The sequence below is a fragment of the Streptomyces sp. NPDC046925 genome (assembly GCF_040644915.1).
Classification (GTDB): Bacteria; Actinomycetota; Actinomycetes; order Streptomycetales; family Streptomycetaceae; genus Streptomyces.
On sequence record NZ_JBEYWZ010000010.1, the window covers coordinates 325279 to 342407 of the forward strand.

The 17129-nt window shown below is 71.8% G+C and carries 12 protein-coding genes and 1 pseudogene; 5 read left to right on the forward strand and 8 right to left on the reverse strand.

Annotated elements, in window-relative coordinates; genetic code table 11:
• Positions 1-130: 130 nt before the first annotated feature.
• Positions 131-718 (reverse strand): TetR family transcriptional regulator, encoded by a 588-nt coding sequence (locus tag ABZ906_RS33570; protein WP_361185050.1) that lies wholly within the window; start codon positions 716-718, stop codon positions 131-133.
• A gap of 117 nt (positions 719-835) precedes the next feature.
• On the opposite strand from ABZ906_RS33570, the gene ABZ906_RS33575 reads away from it, so the two are divergent.
• Positions 836-1774: an oxidoreductase gene (locus ABZ906_RS33575; RefSeq protein WP_361389491.1), complete on the forward strand. Its 939-nt coding sequence runs from the start codon at positions 836-838 to the stop codon at positions 1772-1774.
• 10 nt (positions 1775-1784) lie between these two features.
• Here the strand turns inward: ABZ906_RS33575 and ABZ906_RS33580 are convergent, their stop codons facing one another.
• The 3 genes from ABZ906_RS33580 to ABZ906_RS33590 all read right to left on the reverse strand — a co-directional run bounded on the left by ABZ906_RS33580 (position 1785) and on the right by ABZ906_RS33590 (position 4316).
• A complete protein-coding gene (locus ABZ906_RS33580) occupies positions 1785-2744 on the reverse strand; it encodes a GNAT family N-acetyltransferase (RefSeq protein ID WP_361389493.1) in 960 nt (319 codons plus the stop codon).
• A gap of 80 nt (positions 2745-2824) precedes the next feature.
• Positions 2825-3700 carry an alpha/beta hydrolase gene (locus ABZ906_RS33585; RefSeq protein ID WP_361389495.1) on the reverse strand — a complete coding sequence of 292 codons (876 nt, stop codon included), beginning with the start codon at positions 3698-3700 and terminating at the stop codon, positions 2825-2827.
• 106 nt (positions 3701-3806) lie between these two features.
• The gene (locus tag ABZ906_RS33590) at positions 3807-4316 is read right to left on the reverse strand and encodes an N-acetyltransferase (protein WP_361389497.1); all 510 of its coding nucleotides are present in this window, start codon (positions 4314-4316) and stop codon (positions 3807-3809) included.
• Positions 4317-4726: 410 nt separating this feature from the next.
• Here ABZ906_RS33590 and ABZ906_RS33595 point away from each other — a divergent pair.
• From ABZ906_RS33595 to ABZ906_RS33610, 4 genes and pseudogenes are all read left to right on the forward strand, one after another.
• Positions 4727-5377 (forward strand): annotated as a pseudogene (locus ABZ906_RS33595) (enoyl-CoA hydratase-related protein); the annotation flags it as partial.
• A gap of 164 nt (positions 5378-5541) precedes the next feature.
• Complete coding sequence (gene fxsT / locus ABZ906_RS33600; protein ID WP_361389499.1) at positions 5542-7953, forward strand: FxSxx-COOH system tetratricopeptide repeat protein; 2412 nt, start codon at positions 5542-5544, stop codon at positions 7951-7953.
• A gap of 190 nt (positions 7954-8143) precedes the next feature.
• Entirely contained in the window at positions 8144-8584 is a 441-nt protein-coding gene (locus ABZ906_RS33605; protein WP_361184241.1) for an STAS domain-containing protein, read from the forward strand.
• Between the two features lie 133 nt (positions 8585-8717).
• Positions 8718-11822, forward strand: coding sequence for a discoidin domain-containing protein (locus ABZ906_RS33610; RefSeq protein WP_361389501.1), 3105 nt, complete (start codon positions 8718-8720; stop codon positions 11820-11822).
• 73 nt (positions 11823-11895) lie between these two features.
• On the opposite strand, the gene ABZ906_RS33615 is transcribed toward ABZ906_RS33610, so the two are convergent.
• From ABZ906_RS33615 to ABZ906_RS33630, 4 genes are read right to left on the reverse strand one after another with little or no spacing between them, the layout of a single operon-like run.
• A complete protein-coding gene (locus ABZ906_RS33615; RefSeq protein ID WP_361389503.1) occupies positions 11896-12948 on the reverse strand; it encodes a hypothetical protein in 1053 nt (350 codons plus the stop codon).
• Positions 12949-12991: 43 nt separating this feature from the next.
• Positions 12992-14272, reverse strand: a complete 1281-nt coding sequence (locus tag ABZ906_RS33620) for a TRAP transporter large permease subunit (RefSeq protein ID WP_361184250.1) — start codon at positions 14270-14272, stop codon at positions 12992-12994.
• Positions 14273-14276: 4 nt separating this feature from the next.
• Entirely contained in the window at positions 14277-14852 is a 576-nt protein-coding gene (locus ABZ906_RS33625) for a hypothetical protein (RefSeq protein WP_361389505.1), read from the reverse strand.
• Positions 14849-16978 carry a hydantoinase/oxoprolinase family protein gene (locus ABZ906_RS33630; RefSeq protein WP_361389507.1) on the reverse strand — a complete coding sequence of 710 codons (2130 nt, stop codon included), beginning with the start codon at positions 16976-16978 and terminating at the stop codon, positions 14849-14851. The genes ABZ906_RS33625 and ABZ906_RS33630 overlap by 4 nt, the downstream gene beginning before the upstream one ends.
• Positions 16979-17129: the final 151 nt, after the last annotated feature.

Consider the following 17129-nt stretch of genomic DNA (forward strand, 5'->3'; position numbering starts at 1 on the left):
CTCGATGATGCCAGCCCGGGACGGGCTCGCAGGCCACCGCCCCTCCGCCACACGAAGGCCGCCGCCTCCCAGCCCAGCGAACCACCGCAAGTCACCGCACGCCGCCGGCGGCCCGCGCGGCGCTTCGGCCCTACGGCGCTACGGCATCCAGCGCCGGGGCGATCACGGCGAAGGCCTGGTCGGTCAGCCGGGCAGGGTCCTCGGCGCCGCCGCTGTCGCTCCACCGCTGCAGCACGGCGTCGAAGGCGGACAGCGCCATCCCCGCGGCCAACCGCGGATACATGTCCGCGCCCGCGTCGCGCCCAAGCCGCCGCGCCACCTCCCCCGTCAGGTCGTCGCTCCACTGCGCCTGGTGCTCCAGGAAGCGGGCCCGCAGGGCAGGAGTACGCAGAATCAGCCGGACCACGGGCAGCACCCGCTCGGAGTGATCGCCACAGGCGGCGACGGGCACCCACACGGCGTGCCGCAGCGCCACGGACGGCGGCTCCTCGTCGGGGCGGGCGGCCAGCTCCGCGTGGATGCCGACGCCCATGTCGGCCAGGAACTGGACGACCACGTCCTCCTTGGACGCGAAATACCGGAAGAACGTCCGCCGGGAGACCCCGGCGGTGGTCACGATCTCGTCGATGGTGACCGCGTCGAACCCCTTGCGGGCAAGGAGCTGCAGCGCCGCTTCGGTCAACTCGCTCGATACGAGCTGCCGTTTGCGCTCGGCCATGGTCACTTCAGGGCGGGAACTCACCGGGCCATCGTACACGGTCACGTACACGCCATGCCTTCCATGACACTCAGGATCCTCTTGACACTGAGTGCCACGGGCGACAACATGTGCCGCATGACGCAGCAACAGAGCTGGACAGCCGAGCAGATACCGGACCAGACCGGGCGCGTGTTCGTCGTCACCGGAGCCAACAGCGGGCTCGGTCTCGCGACCACACGAGCGCTCGCCGCACGGGGCGGGCACGTGATCCTGGCGGTACGCGACATGGACAAGGGCCGCCGGGCGGTCAGCGAGATCACCGCCGGGCAACCCGAGGCGAGCCTGGAGGTGCGCCACATCGACCTGGCCGACCTCGCATCGGTCCGCGCCTTCGCCGACCAACTGCGCGCCGACCATCCGCGCCTCGACGTGCTCATCAACAACGCGGGCGTGATGGCGCCGCCCCGCACGCTCAGCGCACAGGGCCACGAGTTGCAGTTCGCCTGCAACCACCTCGGGCACTTCGCGCTCACCGGACTGCTGCTCGACCTGCTCGGCGCGGGGAGCAAGCCGCGTGTGGTGACGGTGAGTTCGGTCAACCACAAGCAGGCGCAGATCCGCTTCGACGATCTCTCCGGCGAGCGCCGCTACAAGCCCATGGGTTTCTACAACCAGTCAAAGCTCGCCAACGCCGTCTTCGGGTGGGAGCTCCACCGCCGTCTGACGCGGTCCGGCAGCCCCGTGCGCAGCGTGCTCGCCCACCCCGGCTACACCGCCACCAACCTCCAGTGGGACACACCGACCGGCCTGTGGCAGCTGGTGTTCGGCCGCATCGGCAGTCCGCTCCTCGCGCAGCGCCCGGCCGACGGTGCCCTGTCCCAGTTGTACGCGGCCACCGAACCGGCCGTGGAGAGCGGCCAGTTCATCGGCCCGGGCGGCATGGGCGAGCTGCGCGGCGCGCCGACGCGGGTCAAGTTGGCTCCCGTGGCGACGGACCCCGAGACGGTCCGCCGTCTGTGGGAAGTGTCGGAGCAGCTGACCGACGTACGCTTCGCGTTCCCGGCGGCCGTCTGAGTCCGCGCCCTCAGCGCGCGACGGGGCGGATCAACTCCCAGGTCTGGACGGCGTAGTCACGGGTCATGCCGTGGCGTTCGTACAGAGCGAGCGCGCCGGAGCTGTTGTCGGTGTCCACGCCCAGACCGATCCGGTCACGGCCGAGGGCCGCGTAATGCCCGAAGGCATGGCGCAGGAGATAGCTGCCCAGGCCCTGGCCGCGGGCCTGGCGCAGCACGCCGATGTGACCGATCCAGGCCATCGACGCGCGGTTGTTGCGGGTGCGCAGCACCGCGGCGTCCCCGACGCCGTCGACCTGCGCGATCCACACCAGGGACCAGTCGGCGTGTTCGGCGTCGACGTCGTCCGACCACTGCTCGTACGTGCGCGGATGGAAGTCGAATTCATCGGCGAAGGCGTCCTGGAGCAGTGCGTGGGTGCGACGGCGGTCCGACTCGTCCGCGCAGGTGCGCAGGGTCACGCTGGGTGGCGGTTGCGGCAACGGGTCCGCGGCGGCGGACAGCGGCCGGACCATCGCGTTGTAGCGCCGGACCGGGGTCCAGCCCCGTGCGCGCATCACGCGCGGGTCCAGTGTCGGCTCGATGCCGAGCTCCAAGTGCAGCACCGCGCGGTCCGCTCCGTTGGCGGAGGCGCGTTCCGCGGAACGCGCCTCCATCAGGTCGAGCAGGTGCTCGGAGGCCAGGGGGCGGTCGGGCAGCGTGTAGTACTCCGCGTCGATCCGCTCGCCGCCGGACTCGTCCCACAGCAGGCCGTACGCGACCAGCCGGCCGTCGTCGAACAGCAGCCAGGAGTTGTGCTCCAGGTCCGCTTCGGGGTGCTTCAAGTCGGCCTGTATTTCATAGAGATCGGTGTCGGCACGGCCGATCTCCAGCCTGTCGATCTCATTGAGCAGCGCGCACACGGCCGCCGCGTCGTCGAACGTCGCGGGGCGCACGGTCAGGCCGGACGGAAGGGCGTCGGACAGGCTCATGAGCCCACTCTCCGACGCCGGAAGCCCGCCCTGCAACGGACTTTCCCGATGGCGGGCGCGCACGGCCCCGGGCCGACCCCTTACCGGTCGGTGGTGACCTTCTCCAGGAGCGACGCGAGGATCGGCTCGGCATGTGTCCACAGCAGGGCGCCGCCGATTCCCGGTACGACACGGCGTCGGGCGCCGGGGATACGGGCGGCGAGCCGTGCTCCGTTGTCGGGCGAGTGGCTGGTGTCCCGTTCGCCGTACCAGATGACGACGGGGACGGTGATGGATTCGAGGGCGAACGGCCAGCGGCTCATGGCCAGGACCGTGTCGCGGGCGTACCCGGCGCCACCTTGGCCGAAGCCCTCGTCCAAGGCTCTGCGGTACGCGGCCGCGAAATCGGGATCCCGGTACACCGCGAGGTCGCACTCCGGGCTCCCGGCCATGACCATGCCCCACATCGCGTCCGCGGTGAAGCCGGCGAACAACTCCTCGGCGCCGACCGGATCGCACGCGGTCCGCTCGACCAGACCGCGCAGATCGGCCGCCAGGGTGGCGGCGAACTCCGGCGCGGCGACCTCATCCGCGCCGGAGACAACGGCCAGCGCCGATGCCACACCTGCCTCGGCGCAGGCGAGAGCGAACGGCGCACCCTGCGAGTTCCCGACCACGAGCGGCCGCCCCAGCCCCCGCAGCCCGCAGAGTTGCCGCATGTCACCGGCGACGGCGGAGAACGTCCGGCCGGGCGCGGGTGTGGAGGCACCGAGCGCCGGGCGGTCCACGGAGACGAGGCGCACCCCGAGCGCTTCGACGGCCCCCGCGCCGAAGCCGAGCCACCGGCTCGTCGCGGCACCCGGACACAACAGCACGGGCACCCCGTCCGACGGCCCCCACTCCGCCCAGCCGAGCAACCGTCCGTCGGACAGGCGGCTCTGGCCAAGGCGGGCAGGGGTGTCGGCGTACACAGTCATGATTCACATCATGACCACCGGCAGACGCTCTCGCATGCGACTTTCGCCGCGGCCCGGCCCCGCTCGGGGCGAACGCCGCCCGGTGCGAACGCCGCCCGGTGCGGGGCTAGATGCCGAACGGCGCGGCGTAGCGCACCGTGCCGGCGGGCAGCGGGTGATCGGTGTCGAGGGCGAGGGCCATCATGGCCTCGTCCGGGACGTCGACGCTGATGCCGATGCCGTACGCCGAGGCCCGGGTGAAGCCGAAGCGCGGGTAGTACGCGGGATGCCCGAGGACGGTGACGTAGCGCTCGCCCTTGTTCCTGGCGGCGTCGAGCGCGGCGCGGATGGCCGCGGTACCGGCGCCGGTCTTCTGGTACTCGGGGAGTACGGCGACGGGAGCCAGGCACAGGGCCGGGGTGTCGCCGATGTGGCAGCGGGTCAGCAGTGCGTGCCCGACGAGCCTGCCGTCCGGGTCGGTGGTGACGATCGAGAGGCCGTCGATCCACGCGGTGTCGGCACGCAGCGCGTCGACGAGGTCGGCCTCCGCAGGTGTGTCGAAGGCGGCGACGACGATGGCGCGGACGTCGGGGGTGTCAGCGCTGGTTTCGGCGCGGGTGATCCAGGTGTTGCTCATGGTGGACGGTGATCCGTTTCATGGTGGGTTCGTGTGGGTGACGCCCCGCGAGCTCACGCTCCCGGCGAGGGCGCATACGCCTGGGTCAGGCCACGGCCCGGGACGTGAGGAGGGTCCGGGCGGTGCGCATGGCAGTGGCCTTGAGCGCGGTCATCAGCCCCACCTCCCCGTCTTCCTCGATCCGGATCACACATGAACAGCACGGATCGTAGCATCCGGCCGATTTCCGGCGTGGCCGACGCGTGCCGACCGGACGGCGCGCGGCCGCGGTCCGACCCCTTGCACGCCACGGGTCGCACCCCATAAGTTACCGACGAGTAGTCCCAGTTCGGGCTCCGCGCGACAGCGACGCGCCGGGAACGTGCCGGGAGCGTCCCGCCGCAGCCGCCCAACAACTGACGGAGGCCACCATGCCCACACTCGACCGCCAGGACGACGTCTTCATCCTCGACCTCGGGGACGGCGAGAACCGCTTCCACCCCGACTGGCTCACCGCCGTCGACGCGGCGCTCGACGAGGTGGAGAAGGCCGAGGGGCCCCGCGCCCTGGTGACCGCCGCGACGGGGAAGTTCTTCTCCAACGGCCTCGATCTGGACTGGCTCTTCGCCCACGCCGACCAGCACCAGGACTATGTCATCACCGTCCACGGACTCCTGGCACGCATGCTGTCCCTGCCGGTGATCACCGTGGCCGCGCTGCAAGGACACACCTTCGCCGCCGGGGCGATGCTCTCCCTGGCCCATGACTTCCGCGTGATGCGCGCCGACCGCGGCTTCTGGTGCCTGCCGGAGGCCGACATCAACATCCCCTTCACTCCCGGCATGTCCGCGCTGATCCAGGCCCGGCTGACCCCGCAGACCGCGCACGAGGCCATGACGAGCGCCCGCCGCTACGGCGGCCACGACGCGCTGGCCGCCGCCGTGGTCAACCACGCGGTCGACGAGGACGCCGTACGCCGCACGGCAGTGGAGATCGCCCACTCCCTGGCGAACAAGGCCGGACCCACCCTGGGCACCATCAAGACCCGCATGTATGCCCCCACCCTGGCAACCCTGCGGGACAGGGACGCCCCCCCTCGGCTAATACGCCGCGCCCGATCATCGATCCTGGCACCCGACGACGATTGTCCGCGAACTGTATTGGCGGCCGGGCCAGTTGGGCACTCTCAGGGCACCGAGCGACGCGCCGGAGGTCTGCCGTGGGTCATGGGGTTCGCTGGACGGTCGTGGTGCTGTCCACGCTGGGCGCCTTCGGCGTGCCGTGGACCGTGCTCACGCTCACCGGCGCGGGACCGGAAGCCGCCCTCGCCCTCGCGTCGACGACCAGCGCGGCGGTGCTCAGCGCGGGCGGCTGGTTCGCTTCCCGCGACCTGGCAACGGCCCGTCCGGGGGCGCCGTCGCAGACACCTCCGGCGGGCGCACCCCTGATCATCGGGCCGCTGCCGCACGAGCCCCTCGCCTTCCAGCAGCGCCCCGAGCTGTTCGAGGCCGTCGAGACGAGCATGAAGCAGCATCGGGTCGCGGTCGTCTGCGCGCTCACCGGCGGCCGGGGCGTGGGGAAGACGCAGTTGGCCGGGGCGTACGCGCGTTCCTGCGTGGACGCGGGGTGGCGTGTCGTCGTCTGGATCGTGGCCGAGACACCGGGGCAGGTGGTCGCGGGGCTCGATGAACTCGCGGAAGCCGCGGGCGTCAAGGGCGGAATCCAGGACGCACAGCTCGCGGCCGCGGCGGCACGCCGGTGGCTGGAGCAGCTGCGCCAGCCCGCCCTGCTCGTCCTCGACAATGTCGTCGACCCGGACGAAGTGGCGCGCTGGCTGCCGCGGACAGGCCCCACCCGAACCCTCATCACCAGCACCGTGCGCTCCGTGACCCACCTCGGCGCCGCCGTGGACATCGGAGTGTTCACCCCGGACGAAGCCGTGGCGTTCCTGCGCCAGACCGCGGGGGCGCGGGACACGGAGGAGCACGGCGCCCTCGCCGCCGGGGAGCTGGCCGAGGACCTGGGCCAGCTCCCCCTGGCCCTGGCCCAGGCCGCGTGGGTGATTCGGACGCAGGGCCTGACCTTCGCCGAGTACCGGGATCGTTTCCGGCACAGCAGGCTCGCCCGGGTCGTCCGGCGCTCGCCGGGAGAGCCCTACCCGATGGGCGCGGCGGCCGCCCTCGCCCTGGCCATCGGGCACGTGCCGACAGGAGACGACACCGCGGCCGCGCGCCGCGTCGTGGAACTCATGTCGCTCCTCTCCCCGTCCGGCGTGCACCGCGATGACCTCCGTGCCGTCTGCGCGCACCAGGACGTGTCCGAGACCGACAGCGCGGTGGGCCTGCTGTGCGAAGCCTCGGTACTGACGCTGAGCCTGGACGGGACCACCGTCCTGATGCACCGGCTGACCCAGCGGATCGTCCGGGACCAACTGCTCGACGAGGAGCGCCTGGACGCCCGCCTCACGGAAGCGGCGGGCGCCCTGCGCCAGTTGGCCCGGGCCGGCGCCACATCCGCACCGGACGCCGTCGACCGCGGGCTCACCGATCACATCCTGGCGCTGTGGGCAGCGGCCGAGCCACTCGGCGACGCGGCCCGGCGTGATCTCCTTGACTTGCCGCGGAGCGCCATCACGCTGCTCGTGGACCGCGGCGAAGCGATACGCGCCTGCACGGTCGGCCAGGACGTGCTGGCCGAGCACGAGCGGCTCGTATCCGCCCAGGACGACAACTTCTTCGGGGCACTGGCCGCACTGACCTACGCGTACCAGGCACTGGACCGGTACGACCTGGCAGTGGCGCTGCGCGAACGGTCCGTGACAGCCGCACTGGCACGGTACGGCCCGCGCCACCCGCAGACGCTGCGGTGGGTCAACGCGCTCGGCTACGCCCTGGAAGGGGCCGGGCGGCTGGACGAGGCGGAAGCGCTGCACCGCCGGAACCTCGCCGACAGCCTCGAGGTCAACGGCCCGGACGGCCAGACGACGATGCTGGCGCAGATCAACCTCGCCAGCGCGCTGAGGTCCAAAGGCGACGACGCTCCAGCGCTGGCACTCTTCGAGAAGAACGTCAGGGACAACGAACGCGGCATGGGGCCCGACCACGTCTCCACCCGCAACGCACGCGGTGAACTGGCCCGGATGTACGAGCGCGTGGGGCGTTACGAGGAGTCTCTCGCCCTGCATGACGTGGTCCTCGCGGACGTCCTTCGCACCGAGCGGCACGGAGGCGATCTGCATCTCTGGTGGGGCCGCTACCGGGCGCTCGCGCTCCAGGGCGTCGGCCGTGTCGACGAGGCCATCGAGGAGCTGAGCCATCTGCTGACGCTGGGACAGGAGGAGTTCGGCCCCGATCACCCGGAGACCCTGAACGTCCGGCTCTTCCTGGCCCGCGCCCACACCGCGGCCGGCAACCATTCCCGGGCCCTCAAGCTCTTCACCCGGGTCGTCGCCGAACGCCTGCGTGTCCTGGGCCCCGACAACCGCCGCTCCCTCAACGCCCGCCGCAACCTCGGCCTCGCCCTGATGGCCGCGGGCAAACGCTCCCGTGCCGCCGACACGCTTCGAGACGTTCTCGCCGACTACGAGCGCGTCCTCGGCCCCGGCCACCCCTACACCGAAGGAGCCCGCACCGACCTCAACCGCACCCGGGGCACCTAGTGACAGCAGGAGTCACCCCCGGCCCGTCGGATCAAAGGGCCTGCGTACCGGGATCGCGCCGCATCGCGCGCTTCCCCTTCTCCACGGCCCCGGAGAGGCGTACGGAGGGAAGGACGGGGGACCCGGCAGCCAGGCACATCGTGCCTCGGCATCCGCACGGGCTTCCGTTCGACGACCACAAGGAGGCGCGATGTCGACACAGACCCATCGCCTCGTCATCCACCAGCTCGCTCGGTGCGAGGAGTGCGCCGTACTGCGGGTGAGCGGTGAACTCGACCGGTCCGTCGAGAAGTTCTTCCTGCGCACGCTCGGCGAGTCCGTCATGGCGGGTCATCGACATCTCGTTCTCGATGTGACGGCGCTGGTGTTCTGCGACTCCCGTGGTCTCAACTGCCTGCTCGGAGTGCGGTGGTTGCTGCGGCGCCGCGAGGGCCATCTGCTCCTCGCGGGAGCCGGACGCCATCTCGTGTCGCTTCTGACATTGACCGGCAGCGTGGAGATGTTCCCCCGCTATCTCACCGTGGGCCAGGCCCTGCTGTCCCTGCCGCCGTCCCACCGCCCCGCGTGGCCGCCCCCGTCCCCCTCCTGCCCGGACGGGGCGCCGAGCGACGCCCCGGCGGGTGGCGTCTGATCATCCCGGCCGTCGCGCGGCGCGACCCGTGACGCGGCAGGGCCCTTGATACGGCAAGGCCCTTGACGTGCCGCTGGGGCACCCGAAGAATGACCGCACTCTGACAACGTTGTCCAAGGAAGGTCGCGCCACGATGCCGCAGCAAGTCCGGGGACTCACACGCCGCCAAGCCCTCCAGTTGCTCGGGGTCTCCGGCGCCGTCGCGGCCTTCCCGCTCTCCCTCGGCTCGGGGCAGGCCTCGGCCGCCGCGCAGCCGGACGCGATCGCGAGCACCTACTACCGTGTCCTGCTGGCTCACACCCGCTGGGCCGAGACCCAATGGGACTCCGCCCGAGGCCACTACACGGCCAAGGACTTCGGTTTCGCCGTCGTGCTCGGCAACGCCGTCCTGCTGACCCGCGGCCCCTACGACGCCGGGCTCGCCGGAGTCGACAAGGACACCCTGCGCACCCGCACGCTCGCCACCCTGAAGCACTTCGCGGCCTCCAACCGGCTGACGGGCGGCGACGAGTGGGGCCGGAAGCTGTTCTTCGACACCACCTTCCAGTCCTACTTCGTCCTGGCGGCACGCCTGCTCTGGGACGACCTCGACGAGGCGACGCGGCACGACGTGGACACCATCGTCCGCGGACAGGCGCAGTACACCGCGGAGTTGGGCACGGGCGACGATCCCGACTCCGGCGACTGGTCTCCGCACGGACTCAGCGGCGGCTTCAAGGGCGACACCAAGCTCGAGGAGATGGGCATCTACGCCCAGTCGCTCGCTCCCGCCCTGGCCTGGGCGAGCGACGACCAGCGCCATGACACGTGGCGCGCGGCCTTCGGCCGCTGGAGCCGCAACGAGGCGGGCCTCCCGGCGGCCGACCTCGCCAACCCGGCCGAGGTGGACGGCGTCGCCGTCAGCGCGAACACCGCCCAGAACCTGTACGACACCTTCATCGTCGAGAACCACGGCTCGTTCGGCCCGCACTACCAGGAGGAACTCTGGCGCACCTCGGGACGCAACTCCGCCCACTTCCTCGCCGCGGGACAGCCCCTGCCCGAGGTGCTCACCGCCCAGCCCAACGCCGGCCCGCTGTGGCGCACGCTGCTCGGCGTGATGAGCGATGCGGGCGAACCCCTGATGCCGATGGTCGCCGACCGCGAGCACCTCTACGGCCGTGATGTCATCCCCCTCGCCTTCCTGGCGCAGGTCACCGGCGACCGCGCCGCCGCCGCCTGCGAACGCGCCCTCGCCGAACGCCTGGAGGCGTACCAGAAGTACCCGCCGGAGTACCGCATCGCGAAGTTCTCCGGTGAACCCAAGTACGAGCCGGAGGCGCGCGCGGAGGTGGCCATCAGCTATCTCCTGCACGAGTGGCGTGCCCGCTCCGGGAAGCCGCCCGTGCGCCCCCTCTCCCCCACCGAGCTCTTCGCGCAAGCGAGCGGCGTCAGGGATCACGGCACGGGCCCCGGCCTGGTCTCCCACCAGTCCCCCGGCGCCTGGGCGGGCACCGTCAGCAAGCCGGGCTTCGCGAAGTTCGCCTGGCAACCGGCGCACGACGACTGGCTGTTCGCGCTCAGCGGCACCACGCCCATGTTCCTGCCGAGCACCCGGACCGAGGTCACCGGGCGGAAGGTGGCCACGTACACGCGGCTGCGGGACGGCTTCGACGGGAGCGCGAGCGTGCTGGCGCTGGAGGACGGTCATGCGGGGTTCACCACCCTGCCGTCGGGCGCCGTGGTCTACGCGACGTCGGGCACGGCGGCCGGGGAAGGCCACCTGGAGGTGCACAACCTGTCCATGCCCGGCGTCCCCGGCCTGGACGGCAGCCGCACCTATCGCACCGCCGAGGGCAGCGCCACCGTCAAGGCGGGGTCCGGCGACCGGCCCTCCGGCGGGCCGCGCACCGATGAACTCACCTTCCCCTCGGACCAGTTCCGGCATCTGCGGATGCTGGGCGTACGGCCCGACCCGTCGTACGGCTATTCGCTGTACGCCTTCGAGATACGCGACGGCGCCACGGGCGAGGACCTGGCACGCACCGGCGGCGCGAAGGCATCCGCCTCCTCCTTCGACCCGGGCAAGGAGCCCTCGCTCGCGATCGACGGTGGCGGCACGAGCCGCTGGGCGGTGTCGCGCGCGGACCGTACGCGGGCGGACAGCTGGATCGCCGTCGACCTGGGCTCCGCGCGGTCCGTCGACCGGGTGACGCTGCGCTGGGAGTCCGCGGCGGGCCGCGCCTACCGGCTCCAGGGGTCGGCCGACGGAGAGCAGTGGACGGATCTGGTGGCCTGGCCGCAGCCCGACCTCACCAGCCGCGGCCGGTGGCTGGACGTCGACGGCCGTGCCGGTCTCGTCGTGCGGGGCGGCGACCACCCGCTCTCGGTGTACGGCGACACGGTCGTCCTCTCCGACGGTCCGGCCGAGAGCGTGCTGATCGAGGGGCTGCCGGGTGCGACACCTCAGGAGCTGCGCGCCGCTGCCGCGGAGAAGACACCCTCGGCGAGCTCCGCGGACGTCAAGGCGGCACTCACCGAGCACTACCTGAGCCTCTTCAACCTCTCCCCCGACGCCGTGACCACGACGGTGACGTTCCCCCGCGCACGCTCCGGAGAGGCCCGTCTCTACGAGGGCGTCCAGACCCTCACCGAGACCGGATCGGCCTACCGCGCCGAACTGCCCGCCGCGTCCGCCCTGTTGGCTCCGCCGCGCATCACCCTGACCGCCAAGCGCCTGCCCGCCGGGCTGCGCGCCGAGGTCGTCGACGGCGCCACCGTACGGCTGAGCGGGCCGTCCTGCCGTGTCACCGTCTCGGCGCAGGGCAGGAGCGTGGGCGCCACGGTTCGCGCGGGCCGTACGACCACGGTCACGGTGCCCAGGGCCACGGCGTATCCCCTCGCGGATCTGGCACTGGGCCGCGTCACCTTCCCGACCTCCCCGCTGCCGCCGGGCATGACGGACCCGCGGGCCGCCGTGGACGGCGACGAGGCAACCGCGTGGTCCGCGGGCCGGGACGACCGCATGGTCGTCGACCTCGGCGCCGAAGTGCACATCGGCGAGATCCGCACCCGGTGGCGCGGCGGCCACGCCCCCGCCTCCAGCGTGGAGTTCAGCCTCGACGGCCGTACGTACGACGGCTCGGCGCGGCTTTCGGCGCGCGGCAGCCTGCGCCCCGACCGTACGGCGCGCTATGTGGCGCTCCGCGTCACCGCCGCGTCCGGGGGCGCCCTGACCGCGTTGACCGTCACCGCATGACAGCGGCGCCAGGGGACATGGCCGAAGCCGCCATGTCCCCGGGCGCCGTCAGGCAACTCCCCCGGATGTTCCGTTACTTGGCGCGCGCCAGAGCGATCGCGCCCTGAAGCCGCTCGCCCGCCTCGTACATCATGTAGGGAACGCCGTTCTCCGTGCCGAAACTCGGCGAGGCGCTGCGCCCGTTGTCCGGGGCGCCGTTCATCGAGTCGTGGAAGACACCGAGGTGATCGCGGCGGGAGAAGTCCTTACCGACCTCGGTGATCAGTATGTTGCCGCCGCTGCCCTTGTCGGTGTTGTAGACGACATAGGCGCTGTTGCCGCGCGTGAGCAGGTGGGGCCCGCCCACGTTCTGCGCGCCCACGTCGGCATGCCGGATCAGTGGCTTCTGGTCGAAGGTCCAGTTGCGCCCGTCGGCCGACCAGCCCCAGGCGATGTCCCGGTGGTCGGTGGTGTTGTTGAGCATGAAGAGCATGACGTAACGGGCGCCGCGCGAGGGCAGGTCGTGACGGAACACGCGGGCGTAGGACGTCTCGGTCGTGCCGCTGGGCAGCATCGAGGTGGAAAGCACCACCTTGTCGTACGTGAAGTGGATGCCGTCCTTGGAGCGGGCGAGGCGCGTGGTGGTGTTCTCGCCGTGGAAGTACAGCCACATCTCCTTGGCGTCCTCGTTCCACAGCACGTGGGGCGAGGAGACATGGCTGACCTTGTAGTGCGGCTGCCAGTTGTTGGTGACGAGGGGGTTGGACTCGTACTCGGTGAAGGGTCCGTCGATCGAGTCGCCGTAGGCCAGGCAGATGCCGCCGGGTGCGTCGTGCGGGGCGTAGTAGAGGTAGTAGCGGCCCAGGGCGTTGGAGACGCGGCCGACGGTGCCGCGCAGGCACGGGAAGATGATTTCGCCGGTGGGGTTGTAGGCGAGGTCCGAGGGCTTGAGGACCGTGCGCACATAGGTGTAGTCGGGGAATCCGCCGGGCGCCGCCGCGGCCGTGCCCGCCGTTGTGGCGCCGAACGCCAGGGCGGTGCCGGTGGCGGCGGCTCCGCGCAGGAAGACGCGGCGCGGGAAGGGGGAGCGGTGGTCGGGGGCGTCGTGGGTGCCGGGGTTCTGTGCGTCGTACTGCGGCTCGTTCATTTCTGTTCTCCGTCCCGGGAGTCGAATGTCGGCGAGTCGAATGTCAGAGATAGGTGGCGGCGGTGACACAGAATCCGCCGAGGGCGACCGCCCACACGTAGGGCAGGGTGCGCACCATGACCTGCTGCGGGCCGACGCCCGCGTACTGGGCGCTCCACACGGTCTGGGTGCTGGTGGGGTCGGCGACGCCGAAGACCTGGTTGTAGGAGGCAGCGAGGCCGAGCACGGCGACGGCGGGGTAGATGCCGGCGGCGATGAGGACGCCCGCGATGCCCGCGCCGAGGCCGTAGACGTTCAGCGGTCCGCGGTAGAGGCACAGCGGCACAAGCAGCGTGAAGACCAGGACGAACAGCACCGGGTTCTGCGGGCTGACGGCCTTGACCAGCGGTTCGAGGGCTTCGATGGCGCCCGGCAGCTTCACCGCGGCGAGCAGGATGCCGATGGCGATGAACAGCGCGATCGGCGGTGCGGCGACCTCGAAGCCGCCGTAGAGGGTGCGCAGCAGCCGCTTGTTCATCTCGCGCGGCCGGGTCGTGGTGATCAGGGCGTAGAGCACGCCGGCGAGCAGCGAGGGGATGATGGCGAGTTCGAAGCCGAGGGCCAGGATCAGCGGCACGACGGGGGTGAGCAGCGCGTACCACGGTGCGTCGCCGAGCCGCTCGCGGCGCGAACGCCGCTTGTCGGGGGCCGTCTTGAGCGCCCAGGTGTGCTCGACCCCGCGGCGGCGGGACTCGACGAGCACGAAGGCCACGGCGGCGACCAGGGCCAGCGGGAACAGCTTGATCATGAAGCCGCGCACGGTCGGGACCGGCAGGTCGAGGGCGGTCGAGAAGAACTGCCAGATGGGCAGTTCGAACGGCACCCCGACGGCGATGCCCATCAGGATGGTGCCCGCCGCGGTGACCTTGGGGATGCCCACGGCGACCATCGCCGGGATACCGATGATGCCGGCCAGCATGGCGGCGGGGGCCGAGCCGGTGACCGTACCGATCAGCGCGGAGACGGCGAGCACGCCGAGCGCGACGACGGTGGGCCGGTCACCGCCGAACTCCACGATCTTGCGGACGATGGTCCCGGCGATGCCGGTCTCGTCCAGGAGCTTGCCCAGCCACGATCCGAGAAGGACCGCGATCATCGTCGAGGCGAGCATCGGTGCGCCCTCCTGGAGGACGGTGTCGAAGACGCTCTCCTTGCCGGTCAGCGGCGCACCGGCGACAAGGGCGATGACGACACCGAGGAGGACCAGGGCGAAGGCGGTGGGGAGTTTGCGGGTGAGCATCGCTGCGACACCCACCGCCATGACGATCAGGATGACAACGCCCATGGCGCTACTTCTCTCTGTGGGTCACGGCGTCGGCGAGCGCGGCCGTGAGAAGAAGGGGGCTGCGGCCGAGACCGCAGACGGTCCGGGCATGGGCGTGGGCGGCGATCTCCTCGGCGCCGGCCACATGCCCGTGGAGCCGGAAGCGTCCCGCGCGCAGGACGACATGGCCCAGGGCCCGTTTCAGCGCGTCCTTCGCCGGGCCGTGGTGCAGGTGTTCGTGCACGGATTCGTGGGCGAGGGCCGCCGCGCGCACCGAGCCGGGCGGATACCAGTGCCGCCAGCCGCGCTCGTCGATCAGGGCTTCGGCCGCCGCGAGGGTGTCGGTGTAGAGCTCCACCGTCGGCGTGGGCCGTGACGTGTAGCGGGCGAGCAGGCCGCGCTCCAGGCCGTCGGCACGCTCGACGATCCTCGCGCGGCACGGCACGGGGTCAAGGGCCGCGCCGAACTCCTCGGCCGTGCGCGCCCAGTGCCTCAGCAACCGGGGATCGCGGACCTCGTGGGTGGGGGTCGCGGCGAGGAACCGGACCGCGTGGTCCAGGTCGTCGAGGGCTTCCGGCGGGGGCGCCGTGGGGGTGCTCATATGCGGACCTCAAGGACGGCGACGACCGTCTCGTCGGCGGCGCGGGAGTCGAGTTCGCTGCGGGCGAGCGCGAGCAGCGGCCCGGGATCGAGCACGCCCGACAGGTCGGCGATCCGCGAGCCGAGCAGCAGCCGCACGGCGGGGGCGCGGACACCGCCGTCGCCGTACGAGGTGGTCTCGCGCACCAGCTTCGCCAGTACGTCGGGGGCGTCGGCGACCCGGGTGGTCTCCACGCGGGCGTCGGGGACGTGCAGGCGGATGACTCCGTCGGCGTCGACGATCCGTACCGGGTGCCGGGTGGCGCGCAGGGTGCGGCGCACCTCGGTGCCGTAGACGGTGTGGGCGGAGGTCCTGGCGAGGACGGTGACGCGCGATGCGTCGGTCTTGAGGCTGGCCGCGGCCGTGCGCAGCCGCTCCGCCTCGTCGGCCCGGTGTGCCCGGTCCCGGGTGCGCAGTTCGGTGGCGCCGGTGGCCACGGCGCGCACGGTGCTGGTCTGCGGGTCGACGGTGACCTCGACCTCGACTCCGTCGGCGGCGGCGCCCTGCGCGATGACGGCCGCCTCCGCCTCGGCCCGCACGGCGAGGATCTGTTCCTGCCCGGCTCCGGGGATGGTGCGCTCGATCTGCTCGCGTACGAGCGCGAGGGCGACGCCGATCGGGCTGATCACCTCGCTGTGCCGGGCGATGCGCCCCTCCAGGCCGCTGACCTCGGCCAGGTGCGGGGTGACGGACGCGGCGCCGCCGCCTCCGCCGACGAGGAGCGCGGTGTCCTTGTCGAGCCGGTAGTCGCGGATCATCGTGTCGACGACCTTCTTGACCTGGCCCGTTCCCGCGTCGAGCAGCCGTGCGGCGGCGGTGGCGACGTCCACGCCGAGGGCTGCGGCGAGCGGGGCGAGCGCCGCCCCGGCGACTTCCTGGTCGCTGCGGGCGAAGTCGCCCTCGGGCACGCGGCCCAGCGCGTTCGCCGCGCAGGTCATGGTGAGCGCGAAGCGGCCGCCCGCCGCGTCGATGACGGCGTAGTCCTCGGGGTCGTCAGCCATCGGGCGGACGGTGGTGAGCCGTGCGTCGCGCAGGTCGTCGAGGGTCGCGAAGCACGCGTAGGGCAGCCCGGCGATGTGGGCGCTGCGCGGCCCGACGCCGGTCACCTTGCCGCCGCCGATGCGCACCATGGAACCGCCGCCGACTCCGACGGTGCGGACGTCCAGGGCGTTGAGGTAGGACTTCTTGCCCAGGATCGTGGCGTGCTGGACGGCCACCTTGCCGCGCCGCACCACACTGATGTCGGTGGAGGTGCCGCCGGTCTCCAGGAACACGCCCTCGCTGATCCGTTCCTGCATCAGCGCGCCCGCCACGCCCGCCGCGGGGCCCGAGAGGACCGTGAGCAGCGGCCTGCGCCGCATCTCGTCGAGGGACATCACACCGCCGTCGCAGCGCATCACCATGAGCGGCGATTCGACCCCGGCCTTGGTGATGGAGCTGTCGACGAGATCGGCGGTGGCCAGCATGCGCGGCAGGATCGCCGCGTTGACCACGGCCGTACGGGTGCGCTTGTGCAGCCCGTACAGCGAGGTGATCTCGTGCGCGGCGGTCAGCGGAAGCCCTGCCGAACGTGCCGCCGCCACGACGGCCTGCTCGCCCTCGGGCCGGTCCACGCTGAACGGCTCGGTGGCCACGAGGACTTGGGCGCCGTCCTGCGCGAGGGTGTCGGCGGCACGCCGGACGGAGTCCGCGTCATCGGGGTCGGCGACATGGGCGTAGGCGAGCGGAAGGCTCTTGCCCGGGGTGAGTTCGAGCTTGCCGAGCGCGGCGAGCCGGCGGGTGAGGGCCGCGGCGGCGCCGCCGCCGATGCCGATCAGGCCGACGGTGGCGACATCGCCCTCCAGCAGGGCGTTGGTAGCCTGTGTCGTGCCGTGCGCCAGAAAAGCGACGTCTCCCGGTGCGCGGCCGGTCTCTTCCAGCAGACGGTCGAGGGCTTCCACGATGCCGTGGGCCACGCCGTCCTCGTGATGGTGGCTGGTGGGGACCTTCACCTGTCCCAGGAGTTCCAGGGTCGTGGCGTCGACTGCCACGGCGTCGGTGAAGGTTCCGCCCACGTCGATGCCGACGCGGATGCGGTGGGTGGTCATTGGTTGGGCACCTCCTTGTGCGGGTTGGCGGTGCGCGGGCGGGGGGGGGGGGGGGGGCGTAGAGTTGAGCTACAGACAACAGACCACCGACCCACGGCTATATTTATCACACCACAATACCGACCTCACGGCGTACGTATAACTATAGGTC